Genomic DNA, 16,984 nt, shown 5'->3' on the forward strand with positions numbered 1-16,984 from the left:
CCGATATTTTGACTTGTCACCCTTGCTATCGGCGACGATGAGAGCCTTGTTACTGGCGCCATCCACGGGCCGCCTGGCAAGAACTCAGCGGACGACCCATCGCTACCGAGGCCAGTGACTCCGCGTCGGTCGACCCCTTTGACGCTCATCGAGTCCGTTCACGTCGGTCCTGGTCGGCGAGGTCGAGGAAGGTCCGCTGTGCGGTGCGCTGCGCGTCCCAGCGTTGTACCGGAGCGGCAGGTCGTGCGCGGTAGTCGACATGAGTGAGTACCAGTTCGTTCTTTGCCCGTGAGATCGCGACGAAGAACTCGGAGATGGCCGCGCTCGGGTCGCCCCAGAAGAGCTGTTCCTCTACGCCGAGGACGATGACCTTTTCGAACTCGAGGCCCTTGCATTTGTGGATGGTGAGGATGCGTACGGCGTCGAGCTCGGAGAGGCGCTTGAGTGCGCCGGCCGGGCTGCCGTCGACGAGGAGCTCTTTCTCGAAAGCGCCTAGCGCCTCGTCAACTATGTCGTCCAGCCGGGATCCTTGCTGGTAGGCAGGAGACAACGCCGCCAGCACAGGCCTGGACAAGCAGTCGAGGAGCCTGCGGATGAGCGGCGCCCAGGCGTCGATTGCGTCTTCGCCGAAGCTGGGTCGGCGAACCTCGGCTCGCACCTCACGCAAGAGGCGTTTCAGCCGGCTGTCGAAGCGCAGTGCGGCTTCCTCGGAGGCACCGGCGCGGCCGGCGATCCGCATCAAGTCGGTGTAGGCCTGCGGTTGCCTGTCGTCGGCGACTACGCGAATGAAGTTGAAGATGAGGGCTGCGACTGGTTCGGCGTTCAGATCCTGGCGTTCCTGTTCGTTGCGGCAGGCAATGTCGCGATTGTGGAGCTCCTCGACGAGAGGGCCGGCGACGAGACTCGCCTGCTGCCGGACCAGCACAGCGATCTCAGCCGGTGCTACGCCGGCCTGGAGCCACTTCTCGATCAGGTCTGCGACCCCGATTGCCTCGTCGGCATCGGAATCGAAGTGTCGGACGGTGATGAGTCCTTCGTCGCCAACGAGTTCCTCGTCCGGACTGACCGCTTGCGGGTCCATGACGGCGATCATCCGGTTCTGCATCCGGCGCAACCGTGGCGCGGAGCGGAAATTCTGGTACAGCGGCAACGGTTCGGCCGTGAAGTCCTCGGCGAAGATCTTCAGGACTCCATTCAAGGCGCCTGCCCACGCCATGATCCGCTGCTTCACGTCGCCGACTGCGGTGAGGATGACGGGTGTGCCTTTGAAAGCGGCGCAGACGAATCCGTACTGATTTCTGGTCGCGTCCTGGAACTCGTCGAGGAAGACGTGGCTGTAGGTCTGCCGAAGCGCGCCCCGCGCGTGCTGGTTGGTCTCGAGGATCTTGAGCGCGAGCGGAACCAGATCGTCGAATGTGATTTGTTCATCTGCGATCCGGATGGCGGGATCGATTCGGTAGTCCGGAGGCAGCGCGTCCGGCCCGGTCAAGGTCGGCCGGTAGTTGTCGATGAGCCGTTTGGCGAACGCGTGGAACGTGAAGCTGTCGAAGCGAGCTGCGAACTGAGGGCCCGATCGGACCCGGACCCGGTCCCGAAGATTGCGCGCAGCATCGATCTTGAACGAGATCGCGAGGATTCTGCGCGGGTAGGGGCAGATGCCGGTGCGGAGCAGGAAGTCGGCTCGCTGCGCGAGCAGTTCCGTCTTGCCAGCTCCGGGGCCTGCCGCGACCACGACGTTTCGGTCGGTCATGGTGACAGCGGTGAGTGCGTTCTGTTCCAGGCGCAGTTCGCCGACCGGCCGCCAGTCTTCGGGGTTGATCATTCCGGGAGCTCGGCGAGTTCGGTCCGCACGCGCTCGAGCAGACGACTCAGGACGTCTGGCAGGTCCTCGAGCAACTCCTCGTCGATGAGGGAAGCGAGTGCCGCGAGATGCGTGGCCGGTTTGCTCTTCAGGTCGAACATTGCGTGGTAATCCTCGAGCAGGTTCAAGCGGTCGGTTCCGAGCCGGGCGGAGTTCTTGTGCTTCTTGCCGAGGACGGCAGCCAGCGTGGTGTCGTCGGGGCTCTCCGGATCGACGTTGTATGCGTCCGGGTAGGCCTCCAACATCAGCAGGTCGAGGTCCAGCGGTGCGGAGAAGAAGACGCCTTGCTCCTCTAGTGCCTCGACAGGCCCGCCCGCCCGATCGAATGACGGACGGTCTCCGAGGCGAGGGAAGTCCTCGTCGGCGTTCCACTTGGGCAAAGCATCGATGCTCTTGGCGGCAAATCTGCCGGGCCGGATGAGGTTGACTTGTCTCAGGGCGTTGCGGACGCGACCCCAGCCACCGCCATGGCGCGCGGAGTCGAGATCGAGCAAAGTGACGAAGGGGATCTCGATTTCGTTGAGGAGCCGCCAGAAGTGGTTCACGTGGCGTCCCCCGAGGGGGACCACGGAGATGGATGCGTCGTCCTCGGCGATGTCCGCGGCGGCCAGTACCCGCGGCAGGACGACCTGTTCGCTGGCGCCTTCGCCGAGGATCACCAGCCTGGAGAAGTACAACTCCGGATAGGCCCGAACAGCCTCGCGGACGTACTTGGCAGCCACCTCGTCGTCGTCCGGCAGAATGATTCGCCGAACAGTCGTCTCGCGGTCGCTGTTCAGCCGGAGGAAGCGGATCGACTCTGGGTCGACGCGACGCAGGAGCGTGGGGGCGTGAGTTGCGATCAGTGCTTGAACCCCGTGTTGCTCGCATGCTGCGCGGAGCTGACGGATGATACGGCCGAGGTACTGCGGTGCGAGGCTGTTCTCGGGCTCCTCGAGCGCGATGATCGTGTGAACGGGTGGCCGGAGGCGATCCGGATCCAGTGAGGTCTCCGTGCCGGCCAGAACCTTCCTGGCGAGCGACTGCCAGGCAAGAACCAGTGAGATGTACAGCAGTGACTGCTGACCGTCGCTGAGGCGCCCGAATGGCAGGGGCTCAGTCCCGTGCGAAGGCAGGAAGTTCACCGTGAGTTGGCGCAGGATCCCCTCCAAGTCGTCGTGGCCAAAGGCGAGTGATGGGTCCTTGAAGAAGTCGCCGCGATGCAGTCCCGACCACTGTTCGGTGAGCAGGGCGCCGGTGGCGGCGACCGCCTCGTTACCTACCAGAGCGCCGGTAATCTGGACCGCCAGATCAGTCATCTCCTCGCGCTGTGTGGCCCAGTCCGCAGCCCGGAGTGTTCGTCCGAGCAAGGATCCTGTGGTGTAGGCGATGTGATCTGCTGGGTCGCGACGCGCAGGCAGGTAGTGCACCTCGATGTGTCCGCGGTCGTACCGGGACATCTCGGCCTGCTCGATCGGTTCGCCGTCCTCGTCCACGCGGAGCACGTACTCGAGCCTCTCGTCGACGACACCGTCCGAGGCGATGACGGCGGTCAACCGGATGCGCAGCCGGGGAATGTCGTCCGCGGACTCGATCCGCATGTGGGCGAAGTTCGGGGGGATGCCGGCGTGCTGATCGTCAGCGGCGGCCTCGGGAAACTCGATGTCGACTTCGATCCACAATGACGGGGTCTTCCCGTCGCCCTCCGCCGAGGCGCGGGCCAGCGGGACGTGGAAATCCTCCAACCGTATCTTGCGTTGTGCCTGGAGTGGGCTGAACAACCGTGACAGCGCCTCCAATACGGACGTTTTGCCGGACCCGTTCGGTCCCAGCACGTACGTCAATTCGTCAAGCGGGATCGAGGTAGGTTCCGGTCCAAAGGACTGGAAGTTTCGCAACCGGATCCTGACGATCTTCATGCATGCCCCTACCAATTGCCAAAGCGCCTCATGTTCGACGCCAGAGCCTAGGAGATGCGAATTTGACCGGCCAAGTTTCGCTGGTCACCACAGCAGTCGGATGGCGATTGTGATGGTCGAGAAGACCAGAATCCACAGGATCACCGGGCCTGACGCGCCTCGAAACTTGATGAGGGTGCCGATCGACATCTCGATCTTGTCGAACCTGGCCTCGAAGAGAACCACGATGAGGTAGGCCAGCAGGGCGGCCGATGGCAGTCCGACCATGACGGGGTAGTGCTCGATCAGCAGTTGGCGAAACCACGGCGCGCCGGTGACTGACCAGTCGATGATCGACAGTAGGAACGAGAGGCCGATGAGGCCGCCGACAACCATTGCACCCCAGGTGACCATATTTTTGAAGCGCCTGGAGACGTACGTCGGTGGCGCTACCGGCACACTCGAATTCGCCTCAGCCGTCATATCTCCCCCTGAAATGTCATGGTCCCGGCACTGTAGTGGCCTTTGCTGCAGGCCAGCAGCCCTTGCGGACTGAATGATTCCCACTGTTTGGCGTGGTGATACGGCAAGGAATTGACAGTTGCCGGCAGGCCCTTCTCGAACAAACGGCTGCTTGTCGCGGCGTTGGATCGTCGGGTTTCGCGACTGTGTAACGGCAGTCGATTCAGACCGATGTACGGGGAGAGTGGCGGGGCCGGGGGGTGGCCTGGGTGGTCCGAACGGGGGAGACGTACGTGGTTGCTGTTCGTTGTGCTCGGCAACTGATTGCTGCCCGGCGACGGATCGGGTTGGTGACGGTCGGGGCGCTGGTTGTTTCTGCTTTGGTGGTGCCGGTTGCGAACGTCGAAGCCGAGGCAGCCGAGGCAGCCGAGGCGCGGTCGAGTCTGACCAGCGTGCCTACCGTTGCGGCCACGCTGAGTGCCGTGCCTCGAGTTACGGCGGTTTCGCCGGCGGCAGGACCGCTCGCGGGTGGTACGACGGTGACGGTCTCGGGCGCCAATCTGACCGGCGCAACGGCGGTCACCTTTGGCGGCGTCAAGGGAACGTCGCTGGTTCGCGTGTCGGCGACCCGGGTGCGGGCTGTAGTTCCGAAGCGCACCGCGGCGGGCGTCGTGGATGTCCGTGTGGTGACGCCTGGCGGGACCAGCGCTGTCGCGACGACGGCGAAGTACACGTACGCCGCGGCGCCGAAGGTCAGCGCTGTGTCGCCTGTTGCAGGTCCGCTGACCGCCGGCGCTGTTGTCACCCTGACTGGTGTGAACCTGACGAGTGCGAGTGCGGTCACATTCGGGGGAGTGAAGAGCAGCAGCGTCGTGAGGGTTTCCGCGACGCAGGTCCGGGCGTCTGCCCCAGCGCGCAGTACGGCGGGACTTGTGGATGTCCGGGTGGTGACGCCGGGTGGGATGAGTGCCATTGCAGCGGCGGCTAGGTACACCTACACGACGGCACCGAAGGTCACAGCTGTCTCGCCGGCCGCCGGGCCGCTGAGCGGCGGCACGGTCATCACCGTCACCGGCGCGAATCTCACGGGCGCGACTGCCGTGACCGTAGGCGGCGTGAACGGGACGTCGCTCGTTCGTGTGTCGGCAACGCAGGTGAAGGTCGCGACGCCTGCGCGCGCGTCAGCGGGTGTGACGGATGTGCGCGTGGTGACTCCAGGCGGCTCGAGTCCGGTCGCAGCGAAGTTCACCTACACGGCAGCACCGGCGATCACTGCGGTCTCTCCGGCCGGCGGACCATTGGCCGGTGGCACTGTGACGATCAGCGGTACCAATCTGACCGGTGCCACCGCGGTGACGTTCGGCGGTGTCGCCGGAACGGCGCTGACGCAACTGTCTGCGTCGCAGGTACGTGTCGTTGCCCCCGCCCGCGCAACGGCTGGAGTTGTCGACGTTCGGCTCACCACGTCAGGTGGAACCAGCCCGGTCGCGACCGCTGCGAAGTACACCTATTTCGCCTCCCCGACGATCACCGCTGTCGCGCCGAACACAGGATCGACAGCCGGCGGGACGATGGTCACGATCACTGGCACGAACCTCGCCGGCGCCACGGCTGTCACCTTCGGGGGAGCAGCAGGTACGGCGTTGACGCAGATCTCGGCGACTCAGCTACGCGTCACAGCTCCCGCTCGTGCGTCGGCAGACGTCATCGATGTCCGCGTGGTGACGGCCGGCGGCACCAGCGCGATCGCGACCTCGGCGAAGTTCACCTACTACGCGGCCCCAACGATCAGCGCGATCGCTCCGAACACCGGACCGACTGCTGGCGGGACAGTCGTCACCATCACCGGCACGAACCTTGCCGGCGCGACGGCTGTGACGTTCGGCGGTGTAGCAGGCACGGCTCTTGCACAGATCTCGACGACCCAGGTTCGCGTGACGACTCCGCTGCGGACGACGGCCGGCATGGTCGACGTCCGTGTAGTGACTCCTGGCGGGACGAGTTCCCCGGCGGCGTCGGCGAACTACACCTACGCGGCCCCTGTCATCGAGCACTGCGGAGCTCTGATCGAGTCGACAACTTGGGCCGCAGGAACCGTCCACGTGCTTACCTGCCCGGTGACCATGGACCCCGGTGTCACACTCACGATCGCGGCCGGTGCCATCGTCAAGATCAGCGGGGGATCTATCCGCCTCAGCGGCGGTGTACTACGAGCATTAGGCACGGCGGATGCCCCGATCACCATCACCACGTTCGCGGACGACACAGTCGGCGGTGACACGAACGGCGACGGTGCCGCGACGTCACCGACGACCGGCGGCGCGTTCCTCACGACGTACTACGGAACTGTGCTGCTCGACCACGTCGATACGCGATGGGTCGAACGACTGGTCGAACCGGGCTCCTGCTGCCAGGAGTCACCTGACATCACGATCCGGAACTCCAGCTTCAGCCTCAGCGAACCTCGCCGTTCGGGAGGCACCAACGTATGGGGATCCGTCAGCATCAGCCGGTGCACCACCGGGGCGATCACAGACAATCGCTTCTCCCGGGTCTCGTTGAGCCTGTATCAATGCCCTGCCCAGGTCGCAGGCAACTCCTTCACCGAGACCGAGAACCCGCTGAGCGTCACCAGCCACGACGACCTCAGCCAGATCGCGATGTCAGGTGCCCGACGCAACACCTTCACCGGCACCGGCAACCGGCGGGCCGTCCGCATCGGCGGGACGATCCCCGCCGGAGGAGTGTTCCAGTTTGACCGTGGCCCGGTCGTGATTCCGAACGTCTATGTCAGCGGCCAGCTAGTCGTTCCGCCGGGCGCGGTGATCAAGGACGGTCATGTCACCGTCGGCAGGGGTGGTCTGGTCCGTGCCGCCGGTACAGCAGACGAGCCGGTCGCCATCACCACTCTCGACGACGACACCGTTGGCGGCGACACCAACGGCGACGGTACGGCGACCACTCCCAAAACCAGCGGGAGCACCTTCCTCACGACGAACGCCGGATCTATCCGACTCGACCACGTCGACATGCGGTGGATCGCGAACCCGATCCAGTCCGGATGCTGCGATGACTCCGCGGAGATCACGATCCGGGACTCCAGCTTCGTCCTGACCGAACCCCAGCGCTCCGGGGAGTACACCTCGTGGGGATCGATGGCGACCGGACGGTGCAGCTCCGGCGCGATCTCCGGAAACCACTTCACGCACATCTCGCTCAGCGTCTATCAGTGCGATGCGACCGTTGTGCGCAACACTTTCACGGATACGGCCAGCCCGCTCTCGATCTCTGACCATCCAGACCTGAGCAAGGTCGCAACGGCCGGTGCTGATCGCAACGTCTTCACCGGCACGGGTCCGAAGCAGGCGTTCCGTATCGGCGGCTCGGTCCTCAGCGGCACCACCGTGGAGCTGACGGCCGGCCCGGTTCTGATTCCCAACCTCTACGTGTCGGGTCAGCTGATCGTCCCGTCCGGGACCGTTATCAAGGGTGGGCGGATCATCTCGCAGCTCGGCGGAATGGTCAGCCTGACCGGCACATCGACGTCCCCGGTCGTCATGACAACGCTCGAAGACGACACCGCCGGCGGTGACACCAACGGCGACGGATCAGCCACCGCACCGGCCGCCAGCTCAGGACAGGATCCCAACCTCGCGACCGCGCAAGGCTCGCTACGTCTCGATCATGTCGTGACGCGCTGGCTCGCCAATCCGGTCGGCAACTACTCCTGCTGCTCCAGCTCACCCGAAATCACGATTCGCGACTCCACCTTCACACTGGATGAGCCGATCCGCTCTGGTGAGTACACCTGGTGGGGCTCGGTCTATGCGAGCCGCTGCGACACCGGCACGATCTCCCGCAACCACTTCACTCACATCTCGTTGCGCGTCTACCAATGCCAAGTTGCCATCGACAACAACTCCTTCACCGACACGGAGGATCCGCTGTCCGTGACGGATCACAGCGACCTGACACAGGTCGACATGACCGGCGCCGGACGAAACACATTCACTGGTACCGGCAGCCAGCAGGCCGTCTCCCTCGGCGGATCCGTCAACGCAGGGACGTCGTACACGGTCGATCCCGGACCAGTCCTCATCGCCACCATCTACACCGAGGGCGACTTGCTGCTGCCGGCCGGGACGATCTTGAAGAGCAGTCAACTCATCGCATGGCTGGGCGGCACGGTCCGCCTCGCTGGCACCGCAACGTCGCCGGTCGTCATGACGACGATCGAGGACGACACCGCCGGCGGTGACACGAACGGCGATGGCCAAGCCACGACGCCAACTGCCACGTCTGGGCAGAACCCGTCCATCTCCACCTACCGCGGCACTCTCCGCCTCGACCACGTCGTGTCTCGCTGGCTTGCCAGTCCGGTCGGAACGCGTGCGTGCTGCGACAGCACCCCGGAGATCACCATCCGCGACTCCAGCTTCACCCTGGACCAGCCGATCCGGTCCGGCGAGTACACCTGGTGGGGGTCGATCTACGCGAGCCGATGCGACGCCGGTGCCATCACAGGCAACCACTTCACGCACGTATCGCTCAGCGTCTACCAATGCCCGGTGCCCATCACCGACAACGTCTTCACCGACACCGATAGCCCGTTGACCGTCACCGAGCACTACGACCTCTCCCAGGTCAGCTTCGCCGGAGCCCACCGAAACAGCTTCACTGGTGACGGCGCTCAACGTGCCGTACAGATCCAGCGCAGCATGATCCCGGACGGCGCCGAGTTCGTTCTCGACGGACCTGGAACCCACGCGGTCTTCCTCGTCGCCTCGATCTCGGCGAGCCATTCCCTTGCCAGAAGCAATGGATCTGTCCGGATCCCCGCCGGGTCGGTACTCAAGGGCTTCGCAAGTTCGCCCATGTTCGACCTCGGGCCCAACAGTAACTTCGACGCCCTCGGTACGGCGGCGAAGCCGATCGTGTTCACCGCGATCGACGACGACACCGTGGGCGGTGACAGCTACCACAACGGTCCGTCGCCGATATCGAGGTTCGCCGGCGTGTTTGACACCGACCAGGAGTCGAACTTCTGGACAGCGATCGGCGGCGCTGCCGGCGTCGACCTGCATCAGGTCGGACCGGGTACGGCGACCGTCGACCATACCGTCGTCCGCCACGCGGAAACCGCGTTCGCCGGTTGCCTTGTCTGCTCGGTCACGGTCCACCACACCGACTTCGTCGATGTGGTCACTGGCTTCGAGCAGAGCTTCTACTGGCTTCCGGTCGCGCCGTGTGGCCCGTTCATGGGACGGCAGATCCTGACCGGCGGTATCGGGTACTGGAGTCCGGCGGATGCCACCGGCAACTTCTGGGGAGGGGCAGGCGGTCCTTCGACAGATGTCAACTGGGTCGAGATCGGCGCCGCGTTCTTGGCGCAGAAGGCTCAGTACGACCAATTGAAAGCCGGACTCCCACTCGAGGATCTGAACGTGGTCGAGGAGGCGTTCGGCAACATGGCGTCGGGCTGGGGCGACCAGATCGAGAATCTCGATACCACGACGTACGCCGGCGTCACGGTTAGCGTCCAGTCGTGCACGATCCCCGTCATCAACGTGACCTTTCCGATCATCATCTACCCGGTCAATGCCGCCGACCCAGCACCCGCGATGCTTCACCCGGAGGAGATCCTGGAGACACTCTGAGCTTTATCGCTGGCTGTCGAGCAGTTGCGAGAGGCCGTAGGTGCCGTTCTGTGCGAGTTGATCGATGACGTCCAGGCATCGGCGGCGGCTATCAGGGTCATCCGTTTGTTGATACAGGCGGAAGATGAGCCGGCTGAGGTCGTAGCCGACGCGGGCTGCTCCGGCGCTCCGTGTCGCGATGGCCTTGGCCGCATACTCGCAAGCCTGGAGAGTCGAGGCCGGGAGTAGCAGGGACCGCTCGGCGAGTGCGTGAAGCACATTTCCGAAGCAGTCTGCGAACGCCGCCGAGTTCGAGATCGCCGCGAGCAGGTCTTCCGCCGCCGCCGAGTCGGCTTTGGCCAGCGAGGACGCTGCAGCGCCTGCCGCGGACCGAACCCGGCTCACGGAGTCGTCGAGAAGGATGCGTAGCAGGTCGAGATGCTCGGGAACGAGTTCGATCAACAGTCGAGCAGCGCCTTCTCGGGCTGCAGGCGGCAGATGAGAGATGTCGGTCGGCAGATCTGCGGTCAGGCGGTCGTTGATGACCACCGATGCCCAGATCTCGCCCGCGATCCTCGCCGCTTCGACGGGACCGACAGAGCCTGTGCGAGGTACGGCGCGAATCTGTCCTTGGCGAACCTCAGCCGATCGCATCTCGGCAAACAGCATCGGTCCGCAGAGGCGGCTGCCGTTGGTCGCAGCGGCAGCCGCCTCAGCGCGGGTTATCGCAGGAACTGCAGGAGGACGCTGGTGAGTTCCGCGGGGTGTTCTTGGTAGAGCCAGTGGCCGGAGTTCGGGATGACCAGCCCGGTCACGTTGGTGGCGTACTGGCGGACCCAGGTGGCCTCACGAGTGCCGAGGTTGCCCGAGGCACCGATAGCGAGGACCGGCATGCTGAGCTTGGTCTGCTGGGAGATGGCGTTGTCCTTGACGTCTTGCGGCAGAGTGGCGAACCACTCGATGCTTGCCCGCAGGTGTCCGGGTAGGGCGAGGAAGTGGGCGTAGATCGCCAGGTCGCATGGAGTGAGGGCGCCCTTGACGACTTCGCTCGTCGGCATGAAGTCCGTCACCCACTGCTGCTCCCGGCCGGTCATCAAGTCCTCGGCCAGTCCGTTCTTCTCGGCGAACAGGCCGAACCACCACAGCCCGGGACCGTTCGGAGTCAGCGAGGGGAAGGTGTAGATGACCGGGTCCGGGATCGGAGCCTCGCTGAGTACGAGTTTCACCACGTCGTCGCGATGGGCAGCGGCGTACGGATAGGCGACCGTGGTGCCGATGTCGTGGCCGACGACCCTGAGGTTGTGGCTGAGACCGAGCTTGACCATGAGCGCGTAGATGTCGGCAGCCATGGCTTTCTTCGTGTAGGCGGCGGAAGAGGCGGGAGCATCGCTCAACCCGGCGCCGGGCAGATCGGGTGCGACGACTGTGTAGTGCTGCGCGAGCGCGGGCAGGACGTGGTCCCACGTGAACCAGGTCTGCGGGTAGCCGTGCAACAGGAGCAGGGTCGGCCCATGGCCGCCGCGCACGTAGTTGATGCCGATGCCGTTGACCTTGACCTTGCGCTCGACGAAGCCGGGCGGGGGTGACGGGTTCAGCGAGCAGGCGCGTTGGTCCGCGAGGGCAGCGCCCGGGGCGGCGGATCCGTCGTACGTCGGCGCCGTACCGGATGCGGATCGGGCCCGATCGGATCCGGTCCGCGCGGACGCCGCTGGTTCGGCTGCGATGAGCAGCCCGGCGATCGCGGCGACTGCCGCGATGACGATGGCGAGTGCACGCACGCTTCTCAGGTGCGCGAGACGAGACGACCGTGTAGCTGTACTCATTTCCAAACCTCTCGCGAGCGAATAGTGCTTTCACTCGTTGAAACCCTCTGCTCGCGAAGGCCGATGCCAGACTTCGTGGGCCTGGATGAGATGCCTTCCATCTCCCTTGGAGATCCACCTCAACCGGCCCGACGCGGGAGGACTCGCGAGAGGTAGTCCAAGGCGCGAACCTGGTCCGGGTCGGTGACGCGCAGGCCGATGTATCCGTCAGGTCGCACGATCAGGAGAGTGTCGCCGTCGATGCCGTAATCGCGGTGGGCGTGGCCCGCGTGATCTACCACCGAAGTCGCGTCCAGGCCTGCATCGGCAGCATCGGCCGGCAGAACCGCGAACCACCGCAGCGCCCGAGGAAAGCGTTCGGCGAGAACCTCGGCGATCTTGCGGCTCTGCGGCCCGAAGGCGAGCACGGTCAGGTGCTGACCGCGGAAGAGGTCGAAGAATCGGACAGCGCTGCCGTCAGCCCCGTGGCCCAGCGAGTCAGGTGCGCGGTCTCCCGGGTTCACGATTGCATCAGATCGCGAAGGGCCGTCGTTGAGCGCGCTGGCCGGGTAGTTCAGATTCAGTTGCGCGGTGTCCGTACTTCGCTCCTCGCTGGGCACGCCGCCCTTGAGGCGTTCGGAGACGAGCTTCGAGGAGAGACTCAGAATGCCGGCTGCGACGGGGAGCCGTTCCTCCTCGTAGGTATCCAGGAGTGCTTGCGGTGCGCCACCCAGCACATGAGCGATCTTCCAGCCGAGGTTGTACGCGTCCTGGATGCCGGTGTTCATTCCCAGCCCGCCTGCCAGCGAGTGGACGTGGGCCGAATCGCCGGCGAGGAAGACCCGGCCGACCCTGTAGCGGTCGACCATCCGTACGTTGAAACGCCACACCGACTGGGACACAACGCGCCGGACGCGGATGTCGTTCCGTCCGCTCCGCTGGTCGATCAGACTCTGGATCTCCTCCTGCGAGAACTCCTCCGCGGCATCGGCGGACACACCGATCTGGATCTGGAAGGTGTTCGTCGACGCCAGCGGGCATAACGCCAGGAGCTTCCCGTCGGCGCTCGGCCACCAGTGCCAGAAGTCGCGATCCAAGCCGCTCAGCTCGATATCACCGGTCAGCATCCTGACGGTCTCGTCCGTCTGCCCGAGAAAGCCGACGCCGATGAGCTTTCGCACGTCGCTCGACGCCCCGTCGCTGCCCACGACAAAGGGCACGGAGACGTTCTCGCGTCCGCCCGCGTTGTGGACAGTGGCATGCACGAGTTCGCCGTCCTGTTCCAGTCCCACAAGCCGTGACTCGTACTCCACGGCCACGCCCAATTCCTCGAGCCGCTCGCGCAGCACCTCCTCCACGCGCCACTGCGGGATCAACATGGTGCGGGTATAGGGCGTGGAGCTGCTCGGTTCGTGGGCATCGGGGTTCACCTCGCTCGTCCCCAGGACTGTTGTGCCCGCGTACCTGCGTATCGGTGTACGGGAGCGTCCGGACGCCATGATCCGTCCGACCACACCGAGGTCATCGAGTACTTCGAGGCTGCGGGGCTGTAGTCCTTTCGCGCGAGAAGCTGACGACGATCCGTCGGCAGCGTCGACGACACGTACCGCGATCCCCCTGCGCGCCAGCTCACAGGCGGCGACCAGCCCCACTGGACCGGCTCCCACGATCAGTACCTCGATCTTCATCACATCTCTGCCCCTTCGCCGTCCGGCTCGTGCAATCCCGCCCGGATAGGATAACGTTCGTTATATAGCGATCGTTATTCTACGACGCCGAGCCTGCCGTCGACACGACGGCGCGAGTTGGAGAGTGAAGAGATGACAGCGAGCTACAAGGACGCGCCGACCATCACGGTCGACGTCAACGGAGTCCCCTTCGCGTATCGGCAGGTGGGCACCGGAGGCGGCGTACCAGTCGTATTCCTGCACCACCTCACGGCCGTGCTGGACGACTGGGACCCCGCCGTGATCGACGGCGTCGCCTCCGAGCGGCACGTGATCGCCTTCGACAACCGCGGCGTCGGCCGCTCCGGAGGTGCGACCCCCGACAACGTCGAGGCCATGGCCGAGGACGCCGTGGCGTTCCTCGAGGCCCTCGGACTGCGAACGGTCGACCTGGTGGGCTTCTCCCTGGGCGGCATGGTCGCCCAGGTCGTGGCCCAGAAGCGTCCGGACCTCGTTCGCCGCCTCGTCCTGGCCGGGACCGCTCCCGCTGGTGGAACGGGCGGGGCGAACGCCGGTCCGCTGCTCCAGAGCGCTGTCCAGCAGGCAGCGGAACAGGGGAAGCACCCCAAGCACATCCTGTTCTTCTCGCCCACCCCGACCAGTCAGGCAGCCGCCGACGCCTTCCTGGCCCGGCTCGACGAGCGCATCCTGCAGGACCGGGACACGCCGGCGACCAACGAGTCGATCGGCGCCCAGGTCACCGCGCTCGCCAAGTGGGAGCAGGGCACCTCACCCGCCGGACTGGCAACCGTTGCGCAGCCGGTCCTGGTCGTCAACGGCGACGAGGACATCATGCTGCCGACAATCAACTCGTTCGAACTGGCACAACTCCTCCCTGACGCCCAGCTGAGCATCTATCCCGATTCCGGGCATGGCGGCATCTTCCAGCACCACGCCCTTTTCGTGCAGCAGACCTTGGAGTTCCTGCGCCACTGAACATCCGGAGAAACAACAACGCCCGGTCGGCGTCAACCGGGTCCTGGCGGAGCGCTCGTTACATAACGAGCGCTACGCTATTGCCCGGCGCATCCGGGAGGACGTGAACGATGAGATACACGAAGGAGCACAGGGCTCAGGCCAAGGCCGCAATCGTGCAGGAGGCGGGCCGTACGCTCAAGGAGAGCGGCTTCCACGGCGTCGGGGTCGACGGCCTGGCCGCGTCGGCCCAGGTCACCTCAGGGGCCCTCTACTCCAACTTCGCCAACAAGGAAGCCGTCCTCGAAGAGGTCGTTGCCACCCAGCTGGGCATCGAGTTCGCCGGCCTCGCCGACCAGGAGCCGGCCGTACGACGGCGCATGCTCGGCGAGGTTCTCCGCGTCTACCTCAGCGACCTGCACCGCGAGAACCCCGCGGACGGTTGCGTGATGCCGTCGCTCAGCGCGGACGTGGCACGGGCGGGCGACTCGGTCCGTGAGACCTACCGCCGCCGGATGGTCGAGGTGATCGCCACCATCGCCCCGGCCATGCCCGGCGAGGAGGAGGAACAGGCGCAACATGCCTGGACCCTGATCGCCTCGATCGTGGGCGCCATCACGATCGCGCGAGCCCTCCCCGCAGGCGACCAGGCCAACGCGATACTCGACGCCGTCCTCACAAGAGCCCTGGACTCGATCCCGGACGAACGGCGAGACTGATCGGTCGCGTCGGTCAGCATGTTGTGACGGACACAAGCGTCCTTGCGCTCCGGTTACAGCCAGCCCGCGTACTCAGCATCGCCGTGGTGTGCCCGCGAGTTCCAGGACGGCAGCGGCGGCGTGACGGGCGACGGCTGCCACGGTGGGGTCGCGGTCCGCATTCGCAGCCACGCTTGCGGCGTCATACAGCAGGTGCAACTGGCGTCCGACTGCCTCGGGATCCGGTACGTGCGCCTCGGCGGCCAGGTCCGTCAGCAGCGCGCGAACCCAGGCGCGGTAGTCGGCGTGGGCACGCTCGACGAGACTTCCGGGTGCCGCCTCCGAGCTGGCAGCAAGGAACGGACAGCCGTTGAAGTCCGGTGACGCGAAGACCTCGCCCTGGATCTCGAAGACCCCGAGCAGCCGGTCCCGGGGTGTGCCGAAAGAGGCCAGCCCGTGGGTGATGGCCTCTTCGATGGATCTCCGGCGTGCCGCGAGGTACGCGAGAACCAGCGCTTCCTTGCTGCCGAAGACTGCGTAGAGGGACTTCTTCGAGGCTCCGGCGCGCTTGCTGATCCGGTCGACGCCGACTGTCTGCACACCCTCGCGATAGAAGAGTTCGTCCGCAGCGGCCAGGATCCGGTTCCGCAGGTTCGCAGTTCTCGGGCCGTGCATTCAACTCGCCATTTTCAGCGCGGCCACGAGGTGGCGGCCGACGATCGTCATTCCGTACTCCATTCGCTTGAAATTCGGCAGCCGCCAACCAGGGCTATCGGGTGACGGCGGTCGATCGTCGGGCGATGATGATGGAGATGAAGGCGCCGACGGACAGTACGGTGGCGAATCCGATCATCGATGGTCGGAGGGCGACGTGCTGGATGACCAGGCTGAACGCGATCGAGGGCAGGCCCATGCCGACGTAGGCGATGATGAAGAACATGGCGAGTACGCCGGCGCGTGAGGCCGGTACGGCGGCGATCGCGGCCTCGGTCACGCCGCTCTTGATGAGCAGCCCCGCGCCGGCGCCGGCCAGAGCGGCGGACGTGAGCGCCAGCCACAGGGTCGGCTGGTAGAGCGAGACGGCGGTGAGCGCCAGGCCGATCGGGAACAGCAGGCCGCCGATCAGGAGGACGGTCGAGTGGGCGAGCTTTCCGAGCGCGAGCTGCGCGACGGCTGATGCGGCGAAGGCGGCGAACGGCGCCAGGCCGGCAACGAAGTACGACGTGATGCCGAGCTCGCCGCGCACGATGATGGCGCCGAGCGAGGAGAACAGCCCCATCACGGCGAACGCGAAGAACCCGACGGCTGCGGCCGCCCCGAAGGCTGCACGCTGTCCTGGGCGCAGAGCGAAGCGCACCGGCCGGTCCTGGTCCGCGGCCGCGGTGTCGATGGTCTCGGGGCTGGCCAGCACGAGTACGAGCAGCGCGGCCATGAGCGCTCCGAAGATGATGTACGGCGTACGCAAGGGCGACGGCGCCCATTCGGCCAGGATTCCCGCTGCCAGCGGGCCGAGTGCGAGACCACCCAGATTGACGGCGGTCGCGACCAGTGCGGGAACGGGTGATCCGTCCCGCCCGGGCCGGGCCTGGTGGTACAGATCGCTGAGATAGGCCGTCGCGGTCGAAGCCATGAGGCCGATCGCCACCCCGGTCAACACCCGGCCGACGATCAGGCCGGGCAGGTCGGGCCAGAAGGCCAGTACCGCGTCGGCGAGGATCGCGACCAGGAGCCCAGGGACGATCACCCGGCGGCGACCAAGCCGGTCGGACAGGTGGCCCAGCAGCCGGAAACTGGCGCCGGTGCCGATAACCAGCACGGCGAAGGCGATCGTCACCGTCGTCGGACCGAAGTGATCCCTGACCTGGTAGATCGGCCACAGCGGAGTGGGAACGGTGCCGAAGGCCATCAACGTCAGGAACGCGGCGCCCACGAACCAGAAACCGGCCAGATGCCTGCTGGTGCTAGCGACCGCGACGCGGGACGAACGTGTAGCTGTACTCATTTCC

11 protein-coding genes are annotated in these 16,984 nt (G+C 65.6%); 3 read left to right on the forward strand and 8 right to left on the reverse strand.

Annotated features, from left to right (window positions below; all coding sequences use genetic code 11):
- Nucleotides 1-145: 145 nt before the first annotated feature.
- The 3 genes from FDA38_RS08710 to FDA38_RS08720 all read right to left on the reverse strand — a co-directional run bounded on the left by FDA38_RS08710 (nt 146) and on the right by FDA38_RS08720 (nt 4,221).
- Entirely contained in the window at nt 146-1,822 is a 1,677-nt protein-coding gene (locus tag FDA38_RS08710) for a UvrD-helicase domain-containing protein (protein WP_137253512.1), read from the reverse strand.
- Nucleotides 1,819-3,759 (reverse strand): ATP-dependent nuclease, encoded by a 1,941-nt coding sequence (locus tag FDA38_RS08715; protein WP_137253513.1) that lies wholly within the window; start codon nt 3,757-3,759, stop codon nt 1,819-1,821. The genes FDA38_RS08710 and FDA38_RS08715 overlap by 4 nt, the downstream gene beginning before the upstream one ends.
- An 84-nt stretch (nt 3,760-3,843) precedes the next feature.
- On the reverse strand, nt 3,844-4,221 hold the full coding sequence (locus FDA38_RS08720; protein WP_137253514.1) for a hypothetical protein: 378 nt from the start codon (nt 4,219-4,221) through the stop codon (nt 3,844-3,846).
- 248 nt (nt 4,222-4,469) lie between these two features.
- Here FDA38_RS08720 and FDA38_RS08725 point away from each other — a divergent pair, with 248 nt between their 5' ends.
- The gene (locus tag FDA38_RS08725; protein WP_137253515.1) at nt 4,470-9,857 is read left to right on the forward strand and encodes a beta strand repeat-containing protein; all 5,388 of its coding nucleotides are present in this window, start codon (nt 4,470-4,472) and stop codon (nt 9,855-9,857) included.
- 3 nt (nt 9,858-9,860) lie between these two features.
- Here the strand turns inward: FDA38_RS08725 and FDA38_RS08730 are convergent, their stop codons facing one another.
- The 3 genes from FDA38_RS08730 to FDA38_RS08740 all read right to left on the reverse strand — a co-directional run bounded on the left by FDA38_RS08730 (nt 9,861) and on the right by FDA38_RS08740 (nt 13,326).
- Nucleotides 9,861-10,505: a hypothetical protein gene (locus tag FDA38_RS08730; protein ID WP_137253516.1), complete on the reverse strand. Its 645-nt coding sequence runs from the start codon at nt 10,503-10,505 to the stop codon at nt 9,861-9,863.
- Between the two features lie 53 nt (nt 10,506-10,558).
- Nucleotides 10,559-11,659, reverse strand: coding sequence for an alpha/beta fold hydrolase (locus FDA38_RS08735; RefSeq protein ID WP_137253517.1), 1,101 nt, complete (start codon nt 11,657-11,659; stop codon nt 10,559-10,561).
- Nucleotides 11,660-11,778: 119 nt separating this feature from the next.
- On the reverse strand, nt 11,779-13,326 hold the full coding sequence (locus tag FDA38_RS08740) for an FAD-dependent monooxygenase (protein ID WP_137253518.1): 1,548 nt from the start codon (nt 13,324-13,326) through the stop codon (nt 11,779-11,781).
- A 132-nt stretch (nt 13,327-13,458) separates the two neighbouring features.
- Here FDA38_RS08740 and FDA38_RS08745 point away from each other — a divergent pair, with 132 nt between their 5' ends.
- Together FDA38_RS08745 and FDA38_RS08750 are read left to right on the forward strand one after the other, a co-directional pair.
- Nucleotides 13,459-14,301 (forward strand): alpha/beta fold hydrolase, encoded by an 843-nt coding sequence (locus tag FDA38_RS08745; RefSeq protein WP_137253519.1) that lies wholly within the window; start codon nt 13,459-13,461, stop codon nt 14,299-14,301.
- Between the two features lie 110 nt (nt 14,302-14,411).
- Complete coding sequence (locus FDA38_RS08750; protein WP_137253520.1) at nt 14,412-14,999, forward strand: TetR/AcrR family transcriptional regulator; 588 nt, start codon at nt 14,412-14,414, stop codon at nt 14,997-14,999.
- Between the two features lie 72 nt (nt 15,000-15,071).
- Here the strand turns inward: FDA38_RS08750 and FDA38_RS08755 are convergent, their stop codons facing one another.
- Together FDA38_RS08755 and FDA38_RS08760 are read right to left on the reverse strand one after the other, a co-directional pair.
- Nucleotides 15,072-15,653, reverse strand: coding sequence for a TetR/AcrR family transcriptional regulator (locus FDA38_RS08755; RefSeq protein WP_137253521.1), 582 nt, complete (start codon nt 15,651-15,653; stop codon nt 15,072-15,074).
- A 94-nt stretch (nt 15,654-15,747) separates the two neighbouring features.
- Nucleotides 15,748-16,980 (reverse strand): MFS transporter, encoded by a 1,233-nt coding sequence (locus tag FDA38_RS08760; protein WP_202877594.1) that lies wholly within the window; start codon nt 16,978-16,980, stop codon nt 15,748-15,750.
- Nucleotides 16,981-16,984: the final 4 nt, after the last annotated feature.

Origin of the sequence: Kribbella jiaozuonensis, assembly GCF_005233875.1 — a bacterium.
Taxonomy (GTDB): Bacteria; Actinomycetota; Actinomycetes; order Propionibacteriales; family Kribbellaceae; genus Kribbella; species Kribbella jiaozuonensis.

What these genes read in the sequence shown, in the direction of transcription:
- FDA38_RS08710 (WP_137253512.1), bottom strand. Translation starts at nt 1,822, where the DNA reads ATGATCAACCCCGAAGACTGGCGGCCGGTCGGCGAACTGCGCCTGGAA.
- FDA38_RS08730 (WP_137253516.1), bottom strand. Translation starts at nt 10,505, where the DNA reads ATGCTGTTTGCCGAGATGCGATCGGCTGAGGTTCGCCAAGGACAGATT.
- FDA38_RS08735 (WP_137253517.1), bottom strand. Translation starts at nt 11,659, where the DNA reads ATGAGTACAGCTACACGGTCGTCTCGTCTCGCGCACCTGAGAAGCGTG.
- FDA38_RS08715 (WP_137253513.1), bottom strand. Translation starts at nt 3,759, where the DNA reads ATGAAGATCGTCAGGATCCGGTTGCGAAACTTCCAGTCCTTTGGACCG.
- FDA38_RS08755 (WP_137253521.1), bottom strand. Translation starts at nt 15,653, where the DNA reads ATGCACGGCCCGAGAACTGCGAACCTGCGGAACCGGATCCTGGCCGCT.
- FDA38_RS08760 (WP_202877594.1), bottom strand. Translation starts at nt 16,980, where the DNA reads ATGAGTACAGCTACACGTTCGTCCCGCGTCGCGGTCGCTAGCACCAGC.
- FDA38_RS08720 (WP_137253514.1), bottom strand. Translation starts at nt 4,221, where the DNA reads ATGACGGCTGAGGCGAATTCGAGTGTGCCGGTAGCGCCACCGACGTAC.
- FDA38_RS08750 (WP_137253520.1), top strand. Translation starts at nt 14,412, where the DNA reads ATGAGATACACGAAGGAGCACAGGGCTCAGGCCAAGGCCGCAATCGTG.
- FDA38_RS08745 (WP_137253519.1), top strand. Translation starts at nt 13,459, where the DNA reads ATGACAGCGAGCTACAAGGACGCGCCGACCATCACGGTCGACGTCAAC.
- FDA38_RS08740 (WP_137253518.1), bottom strand. Translation starts at nt 13,326, where the DNA reads ATGAAGATCGAGGTACTGATCGTGGGAGCCGGTCCAGTGGGGCTGGTC.